Raw genomic sequence first — 19268 nt, forward strand, 5'->3', positions numbered from 1 at the left:
CGCCAGCAGTTCTCCTTGAACTTGGCTTCTTGTCAAATCCTCAAGAAGCAGCCCGCTTGAATACCTCTGCATATCAAGAGACTTTAGCTAACGCAATTGTGGCAGGGATTAAGCGTTATTATTCTGTTTATAACTAATAGATTGAGAGAATTTTATAGTTCTCTCTTTTTTTATTTTAAAGGAGCGAAAACGCTTGCATAAATCTAATCTAAATGGTATATTAAAAAACATGAAAACGTTAACAAAAGGAGTTAGTATGAAAAGAAATACTCAAGCTAATGATGAAAAAGTTCTTCGTTATAGCCTTCGCAAGTACAAGTTAGGGTTGGCTTCTGTAACCATTGGAGCTGTTTTTTTGAGCTTTGCTGCTACTCATGGAGTCAAGGCAGAAGAAGTAGTGTCAACACCTGCCTCAAGTACACAGGTAGAATCAGCTGATTCTAGTCTTACCACCAGTAGTCTAGTAACTGAAACGCCAACAGCTCCTCTAACAGCTGAGAATACCACAGTGTCCAAGGAAAATGAGCCAGTTTCTCTTCCAGCAGAAAATACTAGCCGTACTGAGCCTACCAACCTAACTGAAACTAGCGAAAACACGCCAAAAACAGTAAGTACTAATAATAGTCAAGCTCTCACTAATGCATCTGAGGAACCTATTGCTGAGGGGACTATTCGCTTGCATTTCCAAGAGTTGCCAAGTCAGGATAAGGCATCACTTGGGCTTTGGACTTGGGATGATGTGGAGACGCCATCATCTCAGAAAGGTGCTTGGCCAACAGGGGCAACCTCATTTACAGAAGCGAAACAGGATGATTATGGTGTTTACCTGGATGTGAAGTTGTCTTCAACACCTAAAAAACTTAGCTTCCTTATTAATAATGCTGCTGGAACGAACCTTTCAGGAGATAAAACTGTTGAAATTCTAAGTCCTCAAATGAATGAGGCCTGGATTGACAAGGATTTTCAAGTTTACAGCTATCAGCCCATCCCTCAAGACCACGTTCGTATCAATTATTTCCGTACGGATGGCGACTATAGTAATAAGTCTGTATGGTATTGGGGAGATGTAAAGGATGCCCCAAGTAATTGGCCTGATGGTGTCAATTTCCAACCAAATGGTAAGTATGGTGCTTATTTAGACATTCCGCTAACCGAGGCTGCTAAATCTATCGGATTTTTACTCTTAGATGAGAGCAAAACAGGAGATGATGTGAAAATTCAACCAAATGATTATAAATTTAGTGACTTGAAAAAAACTCGTCAGCTTTTCGTACGAGATACTGATACGACAGTCTACACCAACCCTTACTTTGTCAAGGATGTGCGTTTGACTGGAGCTCAGCAGCTTAGTCCAAGCCAAATCGAACTTAGCTTCACCAATTTAGAAGATGTTTCATCTGAAGATATTCTCAAAGACCTCAAGGTGACAGACAAGGATGGTAACAGTGCAACTCTTAAACAGCTTAACTTGGATACTAAACTCAAAAAAGCTACATTAACAGGTGATTTTGCTGCGGAAAATCTGCCTTACAAGGTCACTTTGGGCAATGATAGTTTTAAAACGTCTGAGAGTTGGCAATTGAAGGATGCGCTCTACAGTTACGATGGTGAATTGGGTGCCCGTCTTCAAGAGAATGGTACTAAGGCACATGTGACACTTTGGTCACCAAGTGCAGATCAAGTAGATATCATTGTCTATGATAAGAATAATCAAGACATGGTTCTTGCTGAACATGCTCTAAGCAAAGGACTTCGAGGGACTTGGCAAGCTGACTTGCTTGCGACTGATCTTGGTTTGGAAAACTTAACAGGTTATTTCTATCAATATCGCATTAAACGTGGTGATCAGTCTGTAATCGTTTTGGATCCTTATGCTAAGTCTTTGGCTGCTTGGAATAGTGACGATACCAGCAAGGGACCTGAACACAAGATTGCCAAGGCTGCCTTTGTAGATCCTGCTAATTATGGACCAAAAGATCTTGACTACGCTAAGATTCCAAACTTTAAATCTCGAGAAGATGCCATCATTTATGAGGCTCATGTCCGAGATTTCACCTCTGATAAGGCTATCTCAGCTGAATTGAAACACCAGTTTGGGACTTTCGCAGCCTTTGCAGAGCGTTTGGATTATCTTAAAGATCTCGGTGTTACCCATATTCAGCTTTTACCAGTATTAAGCTACTATTTTGTCAATGAAATGAAAAATGGGAAGCGTTTGGATGCCTATGCATCAAGTGATAGTAACTACAACTGGGGCTATGATCCACAAAACTATTTCTCTTTGACGGGTATGTATTCTGAAAACCCAAGTGAACCAGCTAAACGTATCGAAGAATTCAAGAATTTAGTTGCTGCTATTCATGCCCACGGTATGGGCGTTATCTTGGATGTGGTCTATAATCATACAGCTAAGACAGCTATTTTTGAAGACCTTGAGCCAAATTATTATCACTTTATGGATGCTGATGGCACTCCTCGTTCGAGTTTTGGAGGGGGGCGTCTAGGCACGACTCACTATATGAGTCGTCGTGTCTTGGTTGATTCGATTGCTTATCTTACTAAGGAATACAAGGTGGATGGTTTCCGTTTTGATATGATGGGTGACCATGATGCTGAAAGTATCGAGCAAGCTTATCATGCTGCACGTGCCCTTAATCCAAACCTCATTATGCTTGGTGAGGGCTGGGTGACTTATACTGGCGATGAAAATAGCCCTGTTCAGCCTGCCGATCAGTCTTGGATGAAAGACACAGATACCGTAGCTGTATTTTCAGACGATATTCGAAACACCCTCAAATCAGGTTATCCAAACGAGGGGACACCTGCCTTTATCACAGGTGGCAAACGTGATATTAATAAGGTCTTTGACAATATCAAGGCACAACCAACTAACTTCGAAGCTGATTCTCCAGGTGATGTGATTCAATATATTGCTGCTCACGATAATTTGACCCTTTTTGATATTATTGCCCAATCAATCAAGAAGGATCCAAGCAAGCCTGAGAATAATGCTGAAATTCATCGTCGCTTGCGTCTAGGAAACCTCATGGTATTGACTGCTCAGGGAACACCATTTATTCACTCTGGTCAGGAATACGGCCGCACCAAACAGTTCCGTGATCCTGCCTACCGTTATCCTGTGTCTGAGGACAAGGTGCCAAATAAGTCACATCTCTTAGTGGATGAAAAGGGCAATCCATTTGACTATCCTTACTTTATCCATGATTCTTATGATTCTAGTGACGCGGTTAACCATTTTGACTGGACTAAGGCGACTGATAGCCAGGCCTTCCCAGAAAATACGAAAACTCGCGCCTTTACCAAAGGTTTGATCGCCTTACGTAAGTCGACAGATGCCTTCAATTTCAAATCAAAAGCAGATGTAGATGCACGTCTAACGCTATTGACAGTTCCTGGTCAGGACAATGTCGCTCAAGAAGATTTGGTATTGGGATACCAAACTGTTGCTTCGAATGGAGACCGTTACCTTGTCTATGTCAATGCCGATAGCAAGGCTCGTCAGTTTGATTTGAGTAAGATTACAAATGGCCTATCCTATCTGGTTTTGGCAGATGGCAGTCAAGTCAATTTATCCGGAATTAGTGAGTTATCAGGTGTGACAATCAACAATCACATCTTGACCTTGGATCCACTAACAGCGACTATTATTCGTTTGACTAATGCTCAGACGCCAACTGAGGCAGTAGATCAGCCTTCTGAAAAGACCGGGTCATTTGGTGGTAAAGATACTGAGGCAACTAAAGCAAATGTCAAGGCTTCAGGTAAAGAGGACCTTGTTGGAGATGCTGAACTTGTTAATCGTGACAATGGTCAGGCTAAGACTGAAGCTAGTCGTCAGACTGATAAACAACTGCCATCCACTGGTGAAAAGACAAATCGTGGACTCTTTTTAGCAGGTCTTCTAAGCATTCTTAGCCTAGGATTCCTTCGAAAACGTCGTACAAAATAATAAGTAGCAACAGGTTATTTCCTGTTGTTTTTCTTTTATTTAGAATCATTCTTATCTGCTCTTTAGAATAGTTCTTAAATAGCCTAAAACCGTTGACAGTGCTGGTTTCTTCTGTTAGTTTAGATATTGTTCTCTTACATACGAGAGATCATTATTGACTTATCATCGTTCGTTCTTTATTAATGTTAAAACGACGATTCACATATATAACGACAAATGTCGAACACTATCTTGAAAATAGGAGACATTCATGAAAAAACTTAGCAAACTTGGTGTTGTTCTTTTGGCATCAGGACTTTTATTGACGGCTTGTGCCAAATCTGGTAATTCAAGTAATTCAAGCTCAACTACCTCAAAACTCACAGCCAGTGAGCAAAAGCAATTGAAGCAGGCCACAAGTGATTATAAGACTTTCGTAGAAGGCGAAATTGATCAGCTTTTGAAAGATACTGAAGGATTCAGTGAAACCCTCAAGTCAGGAAATCTTGAAGAAGCTAAGAAACAATACCCATTGATTCGTATGGCTTACGAGCGTTCAGAACCGATTGCAGAAAGCTTTGGTGAGTCTGACGTGAAAATCGACTACCGTTTGGTTGATTACATGGACGAAAATAAATCAGAAGACGGTTGGTCAGGGTTCCACCGTATCGAACGTATCATGTGGCAAGACAACACGACAGAGGGTACAGCTGCCTATGTAGATCAATTGGTTAACGATATTAAGGAACTCAAAGCTAAAATTGCAACTGTTAAAGTTACTCCAGATATCATGTTGACAGGTGCTGTTGACCTTCTTAATGAAGTTGCCACTCAAAAGATTACAGGTGAAGAAGAGGTCTTCTCACACACGGATCTTTACGACTTCCGTGCCAATATTGAAGGGGCAGAAAAAATCTTTGAACTTTTCAAGCCGTTGATCCAAAAGAAAGATGCTAAACTTGTTAAGACTCTGGAAACTGAATTCAAGAATGTGAATGGTCTTTTGGACAAACACATGACTGATGAGAAAAACTATAAGTCTTATACAGATTTGAGTGAGGCAGATACTAAGGAATTGGCCGAAGCTGTAACTAAACTTGGTGAACCATTATCACAAATGGGTGTTATCCTAGATGGGAAATAAGAAAAATGACTGACGAAAAATTTTTAGATCAAAAAATGGACCGTCGTGAATTTCTTAAAAAAGCAGGTATTGGAGGGGCTGGGCTTGCGCTTGGTCTTTCTGGTGCATCTGCTTTTTTCGCTAATCAGGATAGTTCAAGTAAAAATGCTTATGATGGTGATGAAGATATTAGCTTCTTTGGCAAGCACCAGGCTGGGATTACGACTCCTATGCAGAAGGCTTGCTACTTGGTGGTGCTAGATCTTCATACAACCGATAAAAAAGATGTCATCCAGCTTTTTAAAGACTGGACCGATTATAGTAGTAAATTGGTCGAAGGAGAGTTAGTCAAAAAAGATGGTTCTAATGCCCTCTTGCCTCCTACGGATACAGGCGAAACGGTAGGACTCAATCCCTATCGCCTGAGTCTGACTTTTGGAGTTTCGGCTGATTTTCTTAAAAAACTTGGTTTAGAATCCAAACGTCCTAAGCTCTTCCGTGATTTGCCTCCATTTCCTAAGGAGCAGTTGCAGGACAAGTATACGGGTGGTGATATCGTGATTCAAGCCTGTGCGGACGATGAACAAGTAGCTTTCCACGCTGTCCGCAATCTGATTCGTAAAGGTCGTAATAAAATTACCATGAAGTGGAGCAAATCAGGTTTTGCTGCAATTGGAGACCGCAAGGAAACGCCTCGAAATCTCTTTGGCTTCAAGGATGGTACTGCTAATGTTACGACGGAAAAGGAATTCGACAAGGTTGTCTGGGCTGATAGTAAAGATTGGATGAAGGGTGGTTCTTATATGGCTCTTCGTCTGGTACAGATGCACCTTGAAACTTGGGATCGTACCAACTTGCAGGAACAGGAAAACACCTTTGGTCGTTACAAGGAATCAGGCGCGCCTTTTGGAAAGAAAGATGAGTTTGATGAAGTAGATTTATCTAAACTTCCTGTAGATTCGCATGTGCGTTTGGCTAAAGAAGTAGACCTTCCTATCTTACGTCGTTCATATTCTTATTCAGATGGCATTGATGAGAGAACTGGCCAGTTTGATTCAGGTTTGATTTTCATTGCCTACCAGAAGGATCCAGACCGTTTTGTTAAAATTCAGACCAATCTTGGTGCTGTAGACAAGATGAACGAGTACATCACCCATATCGGAAGTGGGCTCTTTGCTTGCTTTGCTGGCGTGGAGAAAGGAGGCTACCTTGGTCAAGCACTCTTTGAATAAACTCCTCGTTTTGCTTGGGCTTCTGGCCTTATTCTGGACTTATCCAGTAGCTGCTGAATCATACAGTGACCTCTATATCAAAATTACAGATGCCACAACAGCTGTTCAAAATAAAGATCAAGCTAAAGCTAAGGAATTGGTTGCTGAGATTAAGACTGATTTCGAAACTAAAGAAAATCACGATTCCAAGGCAGGTAAAAAAGTTAGCAAGGCTCTTGATATTAAGGGTGACGTGACAGAAGAGGACCTAACCTCCATTTCGTCAGCCCTTCTTAAATTTGAGAAAGAGCAAAATCCTGTTGATTTAGATGCCGAAAAGGAAAAACTTGAAACACGCCTAGAGCCTTATTTCAAAAACTTACAGGATGCCATTACGGCCAAAGACCTGGCTGCAACACGCAAAACTTACAGTGAATTAAATAATGCTTGGACGCGAAATGAAGCTGTTGTCCGTGACCACAGTACTGCCTACTACGGCAAGATTGAGACGGCCATTTCACTTTTGCGAAGTAGCATTGAGACGGAGCCTACTGATTTTACCAGCATCCAGTCATCTTATGATGATCTCAAGGGTGGGATTGATGACTTTATCAAGGGTGTCCCTCTTGATAGCACAAGCTCAAGTTTAACCCTAAAAGATGGTATTAAGCTCTTGGAAAAGTCTCTAGCTCAATTCCAAGCAGGTGATGAAAAAACGGCTGCGGCAACTATGAAGAAGTTCATCACTATCTGGCCAACCATTGAAGGCGATGTAAGCACAACTAATCCAAGCCTTTATACGCGCGTGGAAAGTGAAACACCTGTTATCATGGTTAAGGGAAAAGAAAAAGCTTATCAGGACAAACTGCAAGCCTTGATTACAGACCTATCTGCTATTGATACAAGTGCTTCTTATAATGCCTTTGATGCCATGTTGATTCTCTTACGTGAAGGGGTTGAAGCCCTCCTCATTGTTATGGCACTTGTGACAACTCTTAAGGCAGCCAAGATGCGTAAGGGACTCAAATGGGTTTATGGCGGAGCTATTGCTGGTGTTCTTGCCAGCGCAGTTATAGCTGTTATCTTACAAGTTGTCTTTCCAGCTGTGACCTCGGGGGCTAACCGTGAAATTATTGAAGGTGGCGTTGGTATCTTTGCAGTTGCGATGATGATTCTGATTGGAATTTGGCTCCATAGCAAGTCTTCAGTCAAACAGTGGAATGACTTTATGGACCGCCAGATGAAGACGGTGACGGCTACTGGAAGCTTTGTGTCCATGTTTGCCCTCAGTTTCTTGGCTGTCTTCCGTGAAGGTGCCGAGACTATTCTTTTCTATGTCGGTATTGTTCCACGTATCACGACAGCTAATTTCTTGATTGGTATTGCTTCAGCCATTGCAGTTCTTGTTATCATTGCTGTGGCTATGACTAAAGCGAGTCACTATATTAAACCGCACCGCATTTTCTTTATTTTGACTTGGTTGATTTATGCCTTGGCCTTCAAGATGCTCGGTGTCAGTGTTCATGCCCTTCAGTTAACTAATATGATGTCTAATCATTTGATTAGTGGTTTCCCAACCATTGATTGGGCTGGTATCTATCCAAGCTGGGAAGTCTTGATTCCACAACTTATCTTTATTGCTATTATTGTCTTTGTGACGGTGAAACAGCATGGCAAGAAATAAAGATGAGATGACTATTGTTGAGCATCTGGTGGAATTTCGGAGACGTTTCATTGCAGTAGTGTTATGCTTTTTCCTAGTTTTTTGTATTACTCTGTTGTTTGCTAGGCAACTCTATGCTTATCTAACCAGAGGATTTGACAAGCCTTTATTAGTTCTAGGGCCTAACGATATTCTTTGGATTTACATTAACTTGGCTAGTCTCATGGCTTTTACGGTCACCTTGCCTTTTACCACCTACCAGATTTGGCAGTTTGTGAAACCTGGTTTGAGGGACAATGAAGCGCGTGCCATTTTTGCCTATATTCCAGCAACTTTTGTCTGTTTTGTTTTGGGTCTTGCCTTTGGTTATTATTTTGTTAGTCCAGCTATCTTAGAAGTGCTTTTAAAACTAGGCGAAGGGCTCTTTAATACACAAATTACAGCACAGAACTACCTTAGTTTCTTACTGCATACGACAGTGCCTTTGGCTGTTCTCTTTGAACTTCCCGTAGTTGTGAGTTTTTTGACATCTATCGGCATAATAACACCAGTTTTTCTGACACACTATAGACGCTATGCTTACTTTATTCTCTTGGTTTTGGCGGTCATTCTAACACCAGCTGACTTTATCAGCGACCTTGCCATGACGGCACCCTTAATCTTGCTTTATGAAGTTAGCGTAACTCTAAGTAAGCTCATTTATAAACGTAAACAAAGAAAATATAAAGATAAATAGAAAGGAAATCTCATGGGAATTCTACGTGATATCGGAGCCCCAGGACTTATCATTATTGTCCTAGGAGCCCTCCTCATATTTGGTCCTAAACGCTTGCCAGAACTCGGCCAATCCATCGGTAAAATGCTAGCCGAATTTAAAGCAGCTGTAAATAAGACTGATGAAGATAAAAAGGATCATGAGACTGAGAAGAAAGACTAGTTCCTAGATACTCTAGTTTCTTGACAATTCTAAGCTTTTATGACATAATACACCTGTATTGAATAGTAAGTCTATATCATAGGCAAGAAAAGACCCCAAGCTAACTTCCACATAAGCTCGGGGTCTTTTTTAGCACTATCTATCCTTGTTTAACCACTTGTCGATCAGACGAAGGATAACACCGACCACAATGGGTCCGATGATAGTTTTGAATAGTAAATCCATCATAGGCAAACTCACCTCCCTTCGTAGGCGGTGTCGAGGTGCCAAGGGATATTATATCATAGATTGAGAGAGTTTTGTTTAGTGAGTGTCAGGAAGTAAAAGTTAGAATGTGGTTTAATCATGCCAAACAAAAAATCAGCCTCTTGAGCTGATTTTTTATCTTACAAACTGATACGTTTTTCTGTCTCAGCGTCGAAGAAATGACCTTTTGCAACGCTGAAAGTAAGGTTTACTTTTTCACCTGGATTGTGGAAGTCACGCGCATCAACACGGGCAGCAAATTCAGTTTCTCCAAGTTTTAGGTAAAGCATTGTTTCTGCACCAAGAAGCTCTGAAACGACGACTTCAGCATCTACATTGGCATCTGGATATACTTCTTGAACGATTGGACGGCTTGAAACATCTTCAGGACGAATACCAAAGATAACTTCTTTGCCTTGATAACCTGTTTCTTTCAAGATTTTAGCTTGACCTTCAGAAATTGCAATATCCAAGCCTTCAGAGTTAGTGATACGATTGCCGTCAACCTTAACATTGAAGAAGTTCATAGCAGGACTTCCGATAAATCCAGCAACAAATTTGTTGGCTGGTTCATTGTAAAGTTCCTGAGGTGTACCAATTTGTTCGATACGGCCGATTGTACCAGAACCATCAGGATTTTTAGTAGAACTCATGATAACGATACGGTCAGCAAGAGTCATGGCTTCTGTTTGGTCGTGAGTAACATAGATGGTTGTTGCGCCAATATTACGAGTAATTTTAGCAATTTCAGCACGCATAGTGACACGAAGTTTAGCATCCAAGTTTGAGAGAGGTTCATCCATGAGGAAGACTTTAGCATCACGAACGATGGCACGTCCCATAGCTACACGCTGACGTTGACCACCAGAAAGGTCTGCCGGCTTACGATCTAAGAACTCAGTCAACCCAAGGCTAGCAGCAGCTTCACGCACACGTTTGTCGATATCGTCTTTTTTATATTTACGAAGTTTAAGACCAAAGGCCATATTTTCATAAACAGTCATGTGTGGGTAAAGTGCGTAGTTTTGGAATACCATGGCAATGTCACGGTCTTTTGGTGATTTGTCATTAACCACTTCACCATCAATATAGAGTTCACCTTCAGTGATTTCTTCAAGACCAGCAACCATACGGAGAGTTGTTGATTTACCACATCCTGAAGGACCTACGAAAACGATGAATTCCTTGTCTTTGATGTCGATACTGAAATCTTCAACAGAGTAGTGAGTTGCATTTGGGTATTTTTTGTAAATTTTATCCAGTTTAAGAGTTGTCATATCATTTATCCTTTATTATTTAACTGATCCGCCGGTTACACCTTCAACATAGTATTTTTGCATGAAGATAAAGAGAAGGGTGATTGGGATGGCGATGATAATAGCACCTGCGGTAAATGGAAGGAACCATTCATTGATAGCGTCTTGGTTAAGCATTTGGAAGAGTCCAAGGGCAACGGTATATTTATCTTTAACGTCACCGAGGATAACAGATGCAAAGATGAAGTCTACCCAAGGTCCCATGAAGGCCATGAGGGCAGTGTAGACGATGATTGGTTTAGAAAGTGGCAAGGTAATCTTGGTAAAGATTTGAAGACGAGTTGCCCCATCAATCATTGCTGATTCATCCAATGAGTAAGGAATGGTATCAAAGAAACCTTTCGCAATGTAGAAACCAAGTGCTGCCCCAGCAGAATAAACCAAAACCAAAGATGTCAAGGTTTGTGTCAAATTAAGGGCCTTCAAAATATAGTAGACCGCAATCATAGACATGAAACCAGGGAACATGTTAAGTACAAGTGCCAATTTCAAGAAGCCATTTCTGTGTTTGAATTTAATACGGCTAAGTGAGTAGGCCATCCCAACGGTAATCAAAGTTGAGAGGATACATGTACATGTGGCAACGATGAAGGTATTGATGAACCATTTTCCAAATGGATAAGCATCGCTGGTAAACAGTTTGATGTAGTTATTAAATGTGTAAGTCTTAGGGAAGAAGTAAGGCACCGCATTGGCTCCTTCACCACGGAAACTTGTAAGGAAGATCCAGATAATAGGAATCAACCAGATAACAGCTAGAACTGTCAATAGAATATAAGTACCAGTTAGGTATAGATTTTTCTTACGTTTCATTATTTAGCAGCCCCTTCCTTGAATGAAGATGATCTTGTGTAGGCCAAGAGACTGAATGTTGCAGAGATGGCGAAAATCAAGATACCGATAACAGATGCCAAGTTATAGTCTTTAGCGCTAACAGTCAGTTTGTAGAGCCAAGTTACCAAGAGGTCAGTTGAACCCGCTTGATAGTATTCAGAATTTTTAGGTCCACCACCAGTAAGGAAGTAGATAACGTTGAAGTTATTGATATTACCGATGAATTGTTGAATCAATGATGGTGCCATAATCAAGAGAATTTGTGGGAAAGTGATACTCTTGAAAATTTGGAATTTACTTGCTCCATCAATTTCAGCAGCTTCAATCTGCTCAGTTGGCAAGTTCATGATGATACCAGTTGCAACCAACATTGTGAACGGAATACCAATCCACATATTAACAAAGATAATAGAGAACTTAGCCCAGAGAGGGTCAGTCAAGAATGGAATTGGTCCATTAGTGAGATGCAAGGTTTGAAGCAAACCATTCAAAGGCCCATGGTCGTTAAGGAAGTTACGCATCAAAAGAAGGGATACGAACTGAGGGACGGCGATAGTGATAACAAAGAGTGTACGCCAAACTTTCTTGAATTTAAGTCCTTTAGTGTTGAGCAGGAGAGCAAGGACAATACCGAAGAAGAAAGTTGTTGCTGTTGCAGCAACTGCCCAAATCAAGGTCCATGTCAAAAGTGGGAAGAAAGTACCAGCCATACGACCTTGTAAAACCTCACCAAAACTTGAGAAACCAACCCAGTCAAAGAGTGATTTAGGTGCTGGGTGATTGTGGTCAAAGTTAGTAAAGGCCAAACAGATCATGTAGATCAAAGGCAAGATTGTGAAGAGCAAAACTCCAATCAATGGTATAGTCATAAGTCCCATGTGGAAACGACCATCGGCCAAGGTCTTGAAGTCTTCGACAAAGTTAGGAACTTTACGTCCAGATTGTTTGAGAGCCATGAGATGACGAGCACTCTTAAGGTTACACCAGTAAATATAAGCGAAGACTGCACAGAAGATTAGTGAAGCAAGTCCAAAAATCAACAAGAGCATAGAGTTATCTCCAGCGACCTGAACAGTAAGCTTAACCCCATTAACTTCTTTAACGGCCTCACCTTGTTCTTGAGTCCCTAAGGTAATCATACCTTTAAGTGCAGGGATGATTTGGATAACGAAGGCTACTAAGAAGGCAATCTCAGCAAGGAGGAAGAGCAAGCCCTTGGTGAACTGTTTGTTGACCAAGTTTGCCAATCCCATTACCAGAAAGGATAATTTGACATCCCATGTACCTTCTTTGAAGACCTGGCGCATAGGAGTTGTGTCGTAGATTGTTTGTGACATAGATATCTCCTCAGATAAATGTTTAATTAGTGATAGATAAAGAGGCTAGGAACCTGACCTGCCTCTTTACCTTCTCATAGTTAGGATTCTTATTTAGCTGCTGCCAAATCTTTATCAAATTGTTGTAATTTAGTAAGGAATTGGTCTTCCTTGATTTTACCATTATATGCATCACTCATAAGAGCAGCGCTTTCAGTCCAGAAGACTGACATTTGACTAAGTTTAGGCATAACAGTTGTGTACTGATCAGATGAACCCATAGTAATTACAGCTTGTGCAAGTGCATCCTTTTGAACAGCTTCAGAAGCTTGAACTTCTTTGTTAGCTGGGATGATGTGACGGTCTTCATTAGTGAATTGGTTATTTTGACTGTCTTTGCTTGTCAAAGCTTGTGCCAATTGGTAAGAAGCAGCGATACGTTCTGCGTTACCTTTAGATGGTGTTTGGTTAACTGCGTAAAGTTTAACACCCATGAAGGCTTTTTGTTGAACGTCTTGACCACCGATATTAACTGTTGGGTAAACAGCAACACCAAGATTGTCTTTACCAACAGCTTTAGCAGCTGCAGCGTAGTCCCATGGTCCTGATTGGAAAGCATCAACAGAACCATCTTCGAATTTAGCCATCATGTTAGCTGAATCGACATTGACAAATCCTTTATTGTCTTTTTGAGCTGCGATGAATTTAAGAACATTCACACCAGCCTCGTTACCCCAGTTAGTACCTTTCACATCTTCACCGTTAGGACCAAAGAGTGTGTCACCAACAGAAAGGAAGAGAGGAGCAGTTACATAAGCATTAACTTCTTTCAAGTTGCTACCAAATTTAGCTTTAGAAGTGATTGTTTCATATGATTTCACATCTTCTTCATTAAGTTTAGATTTGTTGTAGTATGTAACTTGAGTTTCGATACCGTATGGGAAGGCGTAAGTTTTACCTTTGTATTGAGCACCTACAGCAGCTTGTTCAGTATCTTGCTCAGCAATTTCTTTTGAGTATTGCTCTGGGATTTCTTGGATAGCTCCAGCGTCTACCAATTTACCGAGTTGGTCATGTGGAAGTGAGAAGACATCTGCAGCAGTAGAAGCATCCTTAGTCAAGTTTTCTTGAGCATTTGGATCTTCCATTTCAACCATATCAACTTTGTAACCAGATTTCTTTTCAAACTGTGCTACTGTATCTGAGTAAGATTTCTTAGCACCAGTTGGTACCCAAAGTTTCAAAGTCTTGCTATCTGAACTTGAGCTCTTGCTTGAGTTTGACCCACAAGCCACCAAGAGCGACCCAGCCACGAGAAGTCCAGCACTACCAAGTAATACCTTTTGCCATTTTTTCATTTCTATTTCCTCCAGAAATTTAGTTTACGATAAACATTATGCAACCGTTTCCACAATCTGTCAAGTATTTTATAAAAAAGTTTTTAACTTTGTGCAAACGATTGCAAAACTAAATTGTTTCGGTTATAATTGTTCTTGTATTTTACGACTATAAATATTTATGAGAATGAGAGGAAAATAATGGCTACAATTAAGGATGTTGCCCAAAAAGCAGGAGTAAGTCCTTCAACGGTTAGTAGGACCTTAAAAGATAATCCAGCCATTTCTGAAGAAACAAAAAACAAGGTGCGGGCGGCTATGGATGAATTAGGTTATGTACCAAACTCAGCAGCACAAATGTTGGCAACAGGCTTAACTCATAGTTTAGGTGTTGTTCTTCCTCCCTTAACAGACCGTGAAAATATCAGCCAGCCCTTCTATATGGAGATTTTAACAGCAATCAATGAAGAGGCTAGTTGTCATTCTCAGGTCGTTAGTATTGCTACGGGTGCTACTCTAGAGGAATTAGTCAAGCAAGTTGAGCTCATGCATCGCCAAAAACGGGCAGATGGCTTTATAATTCTCTATTCAGAAAAGAAAGATCCGGTTAAAGATTACTTATTAAAACAAAAAGTACCTTTTGTAGTGGTTGGAGCAGCAGTGGATAATGAAAAAAAAGTAACCTATATTGATAATGATAATAAGGAATTAGGTCATGAAGCTGTGAACTACTTACAGGCAAAAGGTCACCGAAAGATTGGTTTTGTCACAGACGATTTATTTGGGCAAGTAGGACAGGAACGTTATCAAGGGTATCAGGAAGCGGCAGACAATCTAAAGTTGGATGTTTTACCTGAACTTGTATTTTCAGCTCGAACAATCGAGACTTTTAAAAAGGAATTGGAAAGATTTTCTCCGACAGCTTTGATTGTTAAGGATGACCTTATTGCCCTTCGTCTCATTCAATGGTTAAACAACCAAGGATTTAGAGTTCCTGAAGATTATGCCATTATTTCTTTCAATAATTCGACTTTTGCTGAAATCATGCATCCTTTCTTGACCACATTTGACATTAATATTCAGGCACTAGCTAAAGAAAGTGTTCAAAACCTTCTTGGGATTCTTAAAGCGACTAAGAATAAGTCGCAAAAAGTCATTATTCCATTTGAACTTATAGAAAGAGAAAGCGTCTGAACTTATCCCTAATAGGTTAAGGAGCATCCAAGTAGTTGGTTAGAAAAACAGCCGGCTACTTTTTTCGTTTAAAAAGAAACCTATTTTTTCGAATTCAATAGAAATAAAGATTTAAGAAAATACTCCCGTAATGTAAGCGCTTGTTTTACGAACTTTATTTTAAAGAGCTATAAATTTTTTTATTTTTTTGTTAAAAATTCTTGACTAATGCAAACGTTTGCATTATAATAATAAGTGTAAAAAATAATTTGAGGTAAACGTTATGAACAAACGAGCAAGCGGTGTTTTGATGCACATCACATCACTTCCAGGTGACTACGGGATCGGATCTTTCGGTCAAGCAGCCTATGACTTTGTTGATTTCTTAAAAGAAACAAAACAAACTTACTGGCAGATTTTGCCACTTACTACAACAAGTTATGGGGATTCACCTTACCAATCATTCTCAGCGGTAGCAGGAAATACACACTTTATCGATTTGGATTTCCTTATTCGTGACAAATTTTTAACTAAAGCTGATGTTAAAAACGCTGACTTTGGGTCAGATCCTGAGTTTATTGACTATGCTAAAGTTTACGAAGCACGTCGTCCAATTCTTGAAAAAGCAGTTAAAGCAATTTTAGCAGATAAGAAAGAAACTAAAAGATTCGAAGCTTTTAAAACTAAAAATGCTAACTGGTTAGCTGATTATGCTGATTTCATGGCTATCAAAGAACACTTCGATAACAAAGCACTTCAAGATTGGGATGATAAAAAAGCAGTTAAACGCGATGAAGCAACTCTTGTGAAACTTCGCAAAGAACTTGCTGATGTTATCACATATCACCAAGTGGTACAATACCTCTTCTTTAGCCAATGGGCAGAACTAAAAGCTTATGCTAACAAAAATGGTATTCAAATCATCGGTGACATGCCAATCTACATTTCAGCTGATAGTGTTGAAGTTTGGACTCAACCACATCTCTTCAAACTAGACGCTGAATGTAAACCGCGTTACATTGCAGGAGTTCCACCTGATAACTTCTCAGCAACTGGTCAACTTTGGGGTAACCCAATCTATGCTTGGGATAAACACAAAGCTGAAAATTATGCTTGGTGGGTATTCCGTATTCAAGAATCATTTAAACTTTATGATTACTTGCGTATTGACCACTTCAAAGGGTTCTCTGACTTCTGGGAAATTCCTGGAGGTGATGAAACTGCTGAAAATGGTGAATGGGTTCCTGGACCTGGTTATGACCTTTTCAAAGTGGTTAAAGAAGAATTGGGTAATCTTAAAATCATTGCCGAAGACCTTGGTAACATTGATGATAAGACACGTAAACTTCTTGCAGACTGTGGTTACCCTGGAATGAAGATCGTTCAATTTGGATTCTACGATACTACTGGAAACAGCATTGACATTCCACACGTATACACACAACATTCAGTTGCCTACACAGGTACACATGATAACGAAGTAATCAACGGTTGGTACGACAACTTGACGCAAGAGCAACGTGATTATACTGATGCCTACATCAACCGTCGTCAAGGTGAACCAATCACACGTGCTCTTCTTCGCACCCTCTTTGCTACTGTAAGCAACACAGCTATTGCGACTATGCAGGATATCCTTGATAAACCTGAAAATAGCCGTACAAACTTCCCTAACACAGTTGGTGAAAACTGGAAATGGCGTATGCTCCCAGGTGAAATTACTGTCGACAAGAAAGAATTTTTGACAGACATTACAGAAAGATATAATCGAGGTAATAATTAAAATGGCTACATTTACACAATATGTTGAAGCAAAAAACAAAAATCTTAAGGACCTTTCAAACGAAGAAATCTACTATCTTTTGTTGGAATTCGTAAAAGAAGCAGCTGCTCTAAAACCAAAAAACGATAGCAAACGTAAAGTTTACTATATCTCAGCTGAATTCTTAATCGGTAAACTTTTGTCTAACAACTTGATCAACTTGGGCATCTACAAGGATGTTAAAGCTGAATTGGATGCTGCTGGTAAATCAATCAGCGAAATTGAAGACGTTGAACCAGAACCATCTCTTGGTAACGGTGGTTTGGGTCGTTTGGCTTCATGTTTCATCGACTCTATGGCAACACTAGGCATCAACGGTGAAGGTGTTGGTCTTAACTACCACTGTGGTCTTTTCAAACAAGTCTTCAAAGACAACAAACAAGATGCAGAACCAAACTACTGGATTGAAGATCAATCATGGTTGGTACCAACTGATATCTCTTATGATGTTCCATTCAAAAACTTCACATTGAAATCACGTTTGGATCGTTTGGATATCTTGGGTTATAAGAAAGAAACTAAGAACTACCTTAACCTCTTTGACATCAATGGTGTGGACTACGATTTGATTGATAAAGGAATCACTTTTGATCAAGACGAAATCCAAAAGAACTTGACACTCTTCCTTTACCCAGATGACTCAACTCGTAAAGGTGAGCTCTTGCGTATCTACCAACAATACTTCATGGTATCAAATGCTGCTCAACTTTTGATTGACGAAGCTATCGAACGTGGTTCTAACCTTCACGATCTTCCAGATTACGCTTACGTACAAATCAATGATACTCACCCATCAATGGTTATCCCTGAATTGATCCGTCTTTTGACAGAAAAACATGGATTTGAATTTGATGAAGCAGTGGCAATCGTAAGCAAAATGGTTGGTTACACAAACCACACTATCTTGGCTGAAGCCCTTGAAAAATGGCCTCTTGACTACCTTGAAGAAGTTGTTCCACACCTTGTTGTTATCATCAAAAAATTGGATGCTATCATTCGTGAAAAATTCGAAGATCCACGTGTTCAAATCATTGACGAACACAAGCGTGTTCACATGGCACACATGGATATCCACTTCTCTACAAGCGTTAACGGTGTAGCAGCACTTCACACAGAAATCCTTAAATCTTCTGAGTTGAAACCATTCTACGACCTTTACCCAGAACGCTTCAACAACAAAACAAACGGTATTACATTCCGTCGTTGGTTGGAATTCTCAAACCAAGAACTTGCTGATTACATCAAAGAATTGATTGGCGATGGTTACCTTACTGACGCGACTCAATTGGAAAAATTGGCTGCCTTTGCAGATGATCCAGCAGTTCACAAACGTTTAGCTGAAATCAAATATGATAACAAATTGTCTCTTAAACGTTATCTTAAAGCCAACAAAGGTATTGATCTTGATGAAAACTCAATTATTGATACTCAAATCAAACGTTTCCACGAATACAAACGTCAACAAATGAACGCTTTGTATGTCATCCACAAATACTTGGAAATCAAAAAAGGTAACCTTCCAAAACGTAAAATCACTATCATCTTTGGTGGTAAAGCAGCTCCTGCCTACGTTATTGCTCAAGATATCATCCACTTGATCTTGTCACTTTCTGAGCTCATCAACAATGATCCAGAAGTAAGCAAATACCTCAACGTTCACTTGGTTGAAAACTACAACGTAACAGTTGCTGAACACCTTATCCCAGCAACAGATATCTCAGAACAAATCTCATTGGCTTCTAAAGAAGCTTCAGGTACAGGTAACATGAAATTCATGCTTAACGGTGCCCTCACACTTGGTACAATGGACGGTGCCAACGTTGAGATTGCTGAATTGGTAGGACCAGAAAACATCTTCACGTTCGGTAAAGACTCTGATACAATCATCGACCTTTACGAAAAAGAAGGTTATGTATCACGTGATTACTACAAAAAAGATGCTAACATCAAAGCAGCTGTTGACTTTATCGTAAGCGAAGATCTTGTTAAACTTGGTGATAAAGAACGCTTGGAACGTCTCCACAAAGAACTTATCTCTAAAGACTGGTTCATGACATTGATTGACTTGGCTGAATACATCGACAAGAAAGAAGAAGTATACGCAGCTTACGAAGATCAAGATGCATGGAACAAAAAAGTTGTTTACAACATCGCTGAAGCAGGATTCTTCTCATCTGACCGTACAATCGAACAGTATGACAAAGACATCTGGCACACAAAATAAAAATCTAGTTGCATAGAAGGAAACAAGATCAGAAATGGTCTTGTTTTTTTGCATGAAAAAAACACAGCTAATTTAGATGGTTAGCTGTGTTTACATAAATTTAATTCTGTCAGTTAT

At 40.0% G+C, this 19268-nt stretch carries 15 protein-coding genes; 10 read left to right on the plus strand and 5 right to left on the minus strand.

The features are described 5' to 3' along the window. The 7 genes from AX662_RS10325 to AX662_RS04795 all read left to right on the plus strand — a co-directional run. Positions 1 to 137 (plus strand): N-acetylmuramoyl-L-alanine amidase family protein (locus AX662_RS10325; protein WP_156430692.1); only part of this gene is annotated, 137 nt, incomplete at its 5' end. A 119-nt stretch (positions 138 to 256) separates the two neighbouring features. Beyond that, positions 257 to 3970, plus strand: coding sequence for a pullulanase (locus tag AX662_RS04770; RefSeq protein ID WP_060971761.1), 3714 nt, complete (start codon positions 257 to 259; stop codon positions 3968 to 3970). A gap of 250 nt (positions 3971 to 4220) precedes the next feature. Further along, a complete protein-coding gene (gene efeO, locus AX662_RS04775; protein ID WP_037599798.1) occupies positions 4221 to 5093 on the plus strand; it encodes an iron uptake system protein EfeO in 873 nt (290 codons plus the stop codon). 5 nt (positions 5094 to 5098) lie between these two features. Then, positions 5099 to 6304, plus strand: coding sequence for an iron uptake transporter deferrochelatase/peroxidase subunit (gene efeB, locus AX662_RS04780; protein WP_060971762.1), 1206 nt, complete (start codon positions 5099 to 5101; stop codon positions 6302 to 6304). Then, entirely contained in the window at positions 6282 to 7967 is a 1686-nt protein-coding gene (locus tag AX662_RS04785) for an FTR1 family iron permease (RefSeq protein WP_060971763.1), read from the plus strand. The genes efeB and AX662_RS04785 overlap by 23 nt, the downstream gene beginning before the upstream one ends. Next, entirely contained in the window at positions 7954 to 8682 is a 729-nt protein-coding gene (gene tatC / locus AX662_RS04790) for a twin-arginine translocase subunit TatC (protein ID WP_060971764.1), read from the plus strand. Before AX662_RS04785 ends, tatC begins: the two co-directional genes overlap by 14 nt. 12 nt (positions 8683 to 8694) lie before the next feature. Further along, positions 8695 to 8883, plus strand: a complete 189-nt coding sequence (locus AX662_RS04795) for a twin-arginine translocase TatA/TatE family subunit (RefSeq protein ID WP_003092496.1) — start codon at positions 8695 to 8697, stop codon at positions 8881 to 8883. A 135-nt stretch (positions 8884 to 9018) separates the two neighbouring features. Here AX662_RS04795 and AX662_RS10330 read toward each other — a convergent pair whose 3' ends face one another. From AX662_RS10330 to AX662_RS04815, 5 genes are all read right to left on the minus strand, one after another. After that, positions 9019 to 9111, minus strand: a complete 93-nt coding sequence (locus AX662_RS10330; protein ID WP_004182539.1) for a type I toxin-antitoxin system Fst family toxin — start codon at positions 9109 to 9111, stop codon at positions 9019 to 9021. Positions 9112 to 9269: 158 nt separating this feature from the next. Further along, the gene (locus tag AX662_RS04800; protein ID WP_060971765.1) at positions 9270 to 10406 is read right to left on the minus strand and encodes an ABC transporter ATP-binding protein; all 1137 of its coding nucleotides are present in this window, start codon (positions 10404 to 10406) and stop codon (positions 9270 to 9272) included. A 15-nt stretch (positions 10407 to 10421) separates the two neighbouring features. Then, the gene (locus tag AX662_RS04805) at positions 10422 to 11258 is read right to left on the minus strand and encodes a sugar ABC transporter permease (RefSeq protein WP_060971766.1); all 837 of its coding nucleotides are present in this window, start codon (positions 11256 to 11258) and stop codon (positions 10422 to 10424) included. Beyond that, positions 11258 to 12616, minus strand: a complete 1359-nt coding sequence (locus AX662_RS04810; protein ID WP_060971767.1) for a carbohydrate ABC transporter permease — start codon at positions 12614 to 12616, stop codon at positions 11258 to 11260. Before AX662_RS04810 ends, AX662_RS04805 begins: the two co-directional genes overlap by 1 nt. 89 nt (positions 12617 to 12705) lie before the next feature. Next, entirely contained in the window at positions 12706 to 13953 is a 1248-nt protein-coding gene (locus AX662_RS04815; RefSeq protein WP_002884898.1) for an extracellular solute-binding protein, read from the minus strand. Positions 13954 to 14133: 180 nt separating this feature from the next. On the opposite strand from AX662_RS04815, the gene AX662_RS04820 reads away from it, so the two are divergent. The 3 genes from AX662_RS04820 to glgP all read left to right on the plus strand — a co-directional run bounded on the left by AX662_RS04820 (position 14134) and on the right by glgP (position 19151). Then, positions 14134 to 15126, plus strand: coding sequence for a LacI family DNA-binding transcriptional regulator (locus AX662_RS04820; protein WP_060971768.1), 993 nt, complete (start codon positions 14134 to 14136; stop codon positions 15124 to 15126). Positions 15127 to 15388: 262 nt separating this feature from the next. After that, a complete protein-coding gene (malQ, locus tag AX662_RS04825) occupies positions 15389 to 16888 on the plus strand; it encodes a 4-alpha-glucanotransferase (protein WP_060971769.1) in 1500 nt (499 codons plus the stop codon). Between the two features lies 1 nt (position 16889). Then, positions 16890 to 19151, plus strand: a complete 2262-nt coding sequence (gene glgP / locus AX662_RS04830; RefSeq protein ID WP_060971770.1) for a glycogen/starch/alpha-glucan family phosphorylase — start codon at positions 16890 to 16892, stop codon at positions 19149 to 19151. Positions 19152 to 19268: the final 117 nt, after the last annotated feature.

Origin of the sequence: Streptococcus sp. CCH5-D3, from assembly GCF_001556435.1 — a bacterium.
GTDB lineage: Bacteria > Bacillota > Bacilli > Lactobacillales > Streptococcaceae > Streptococcus.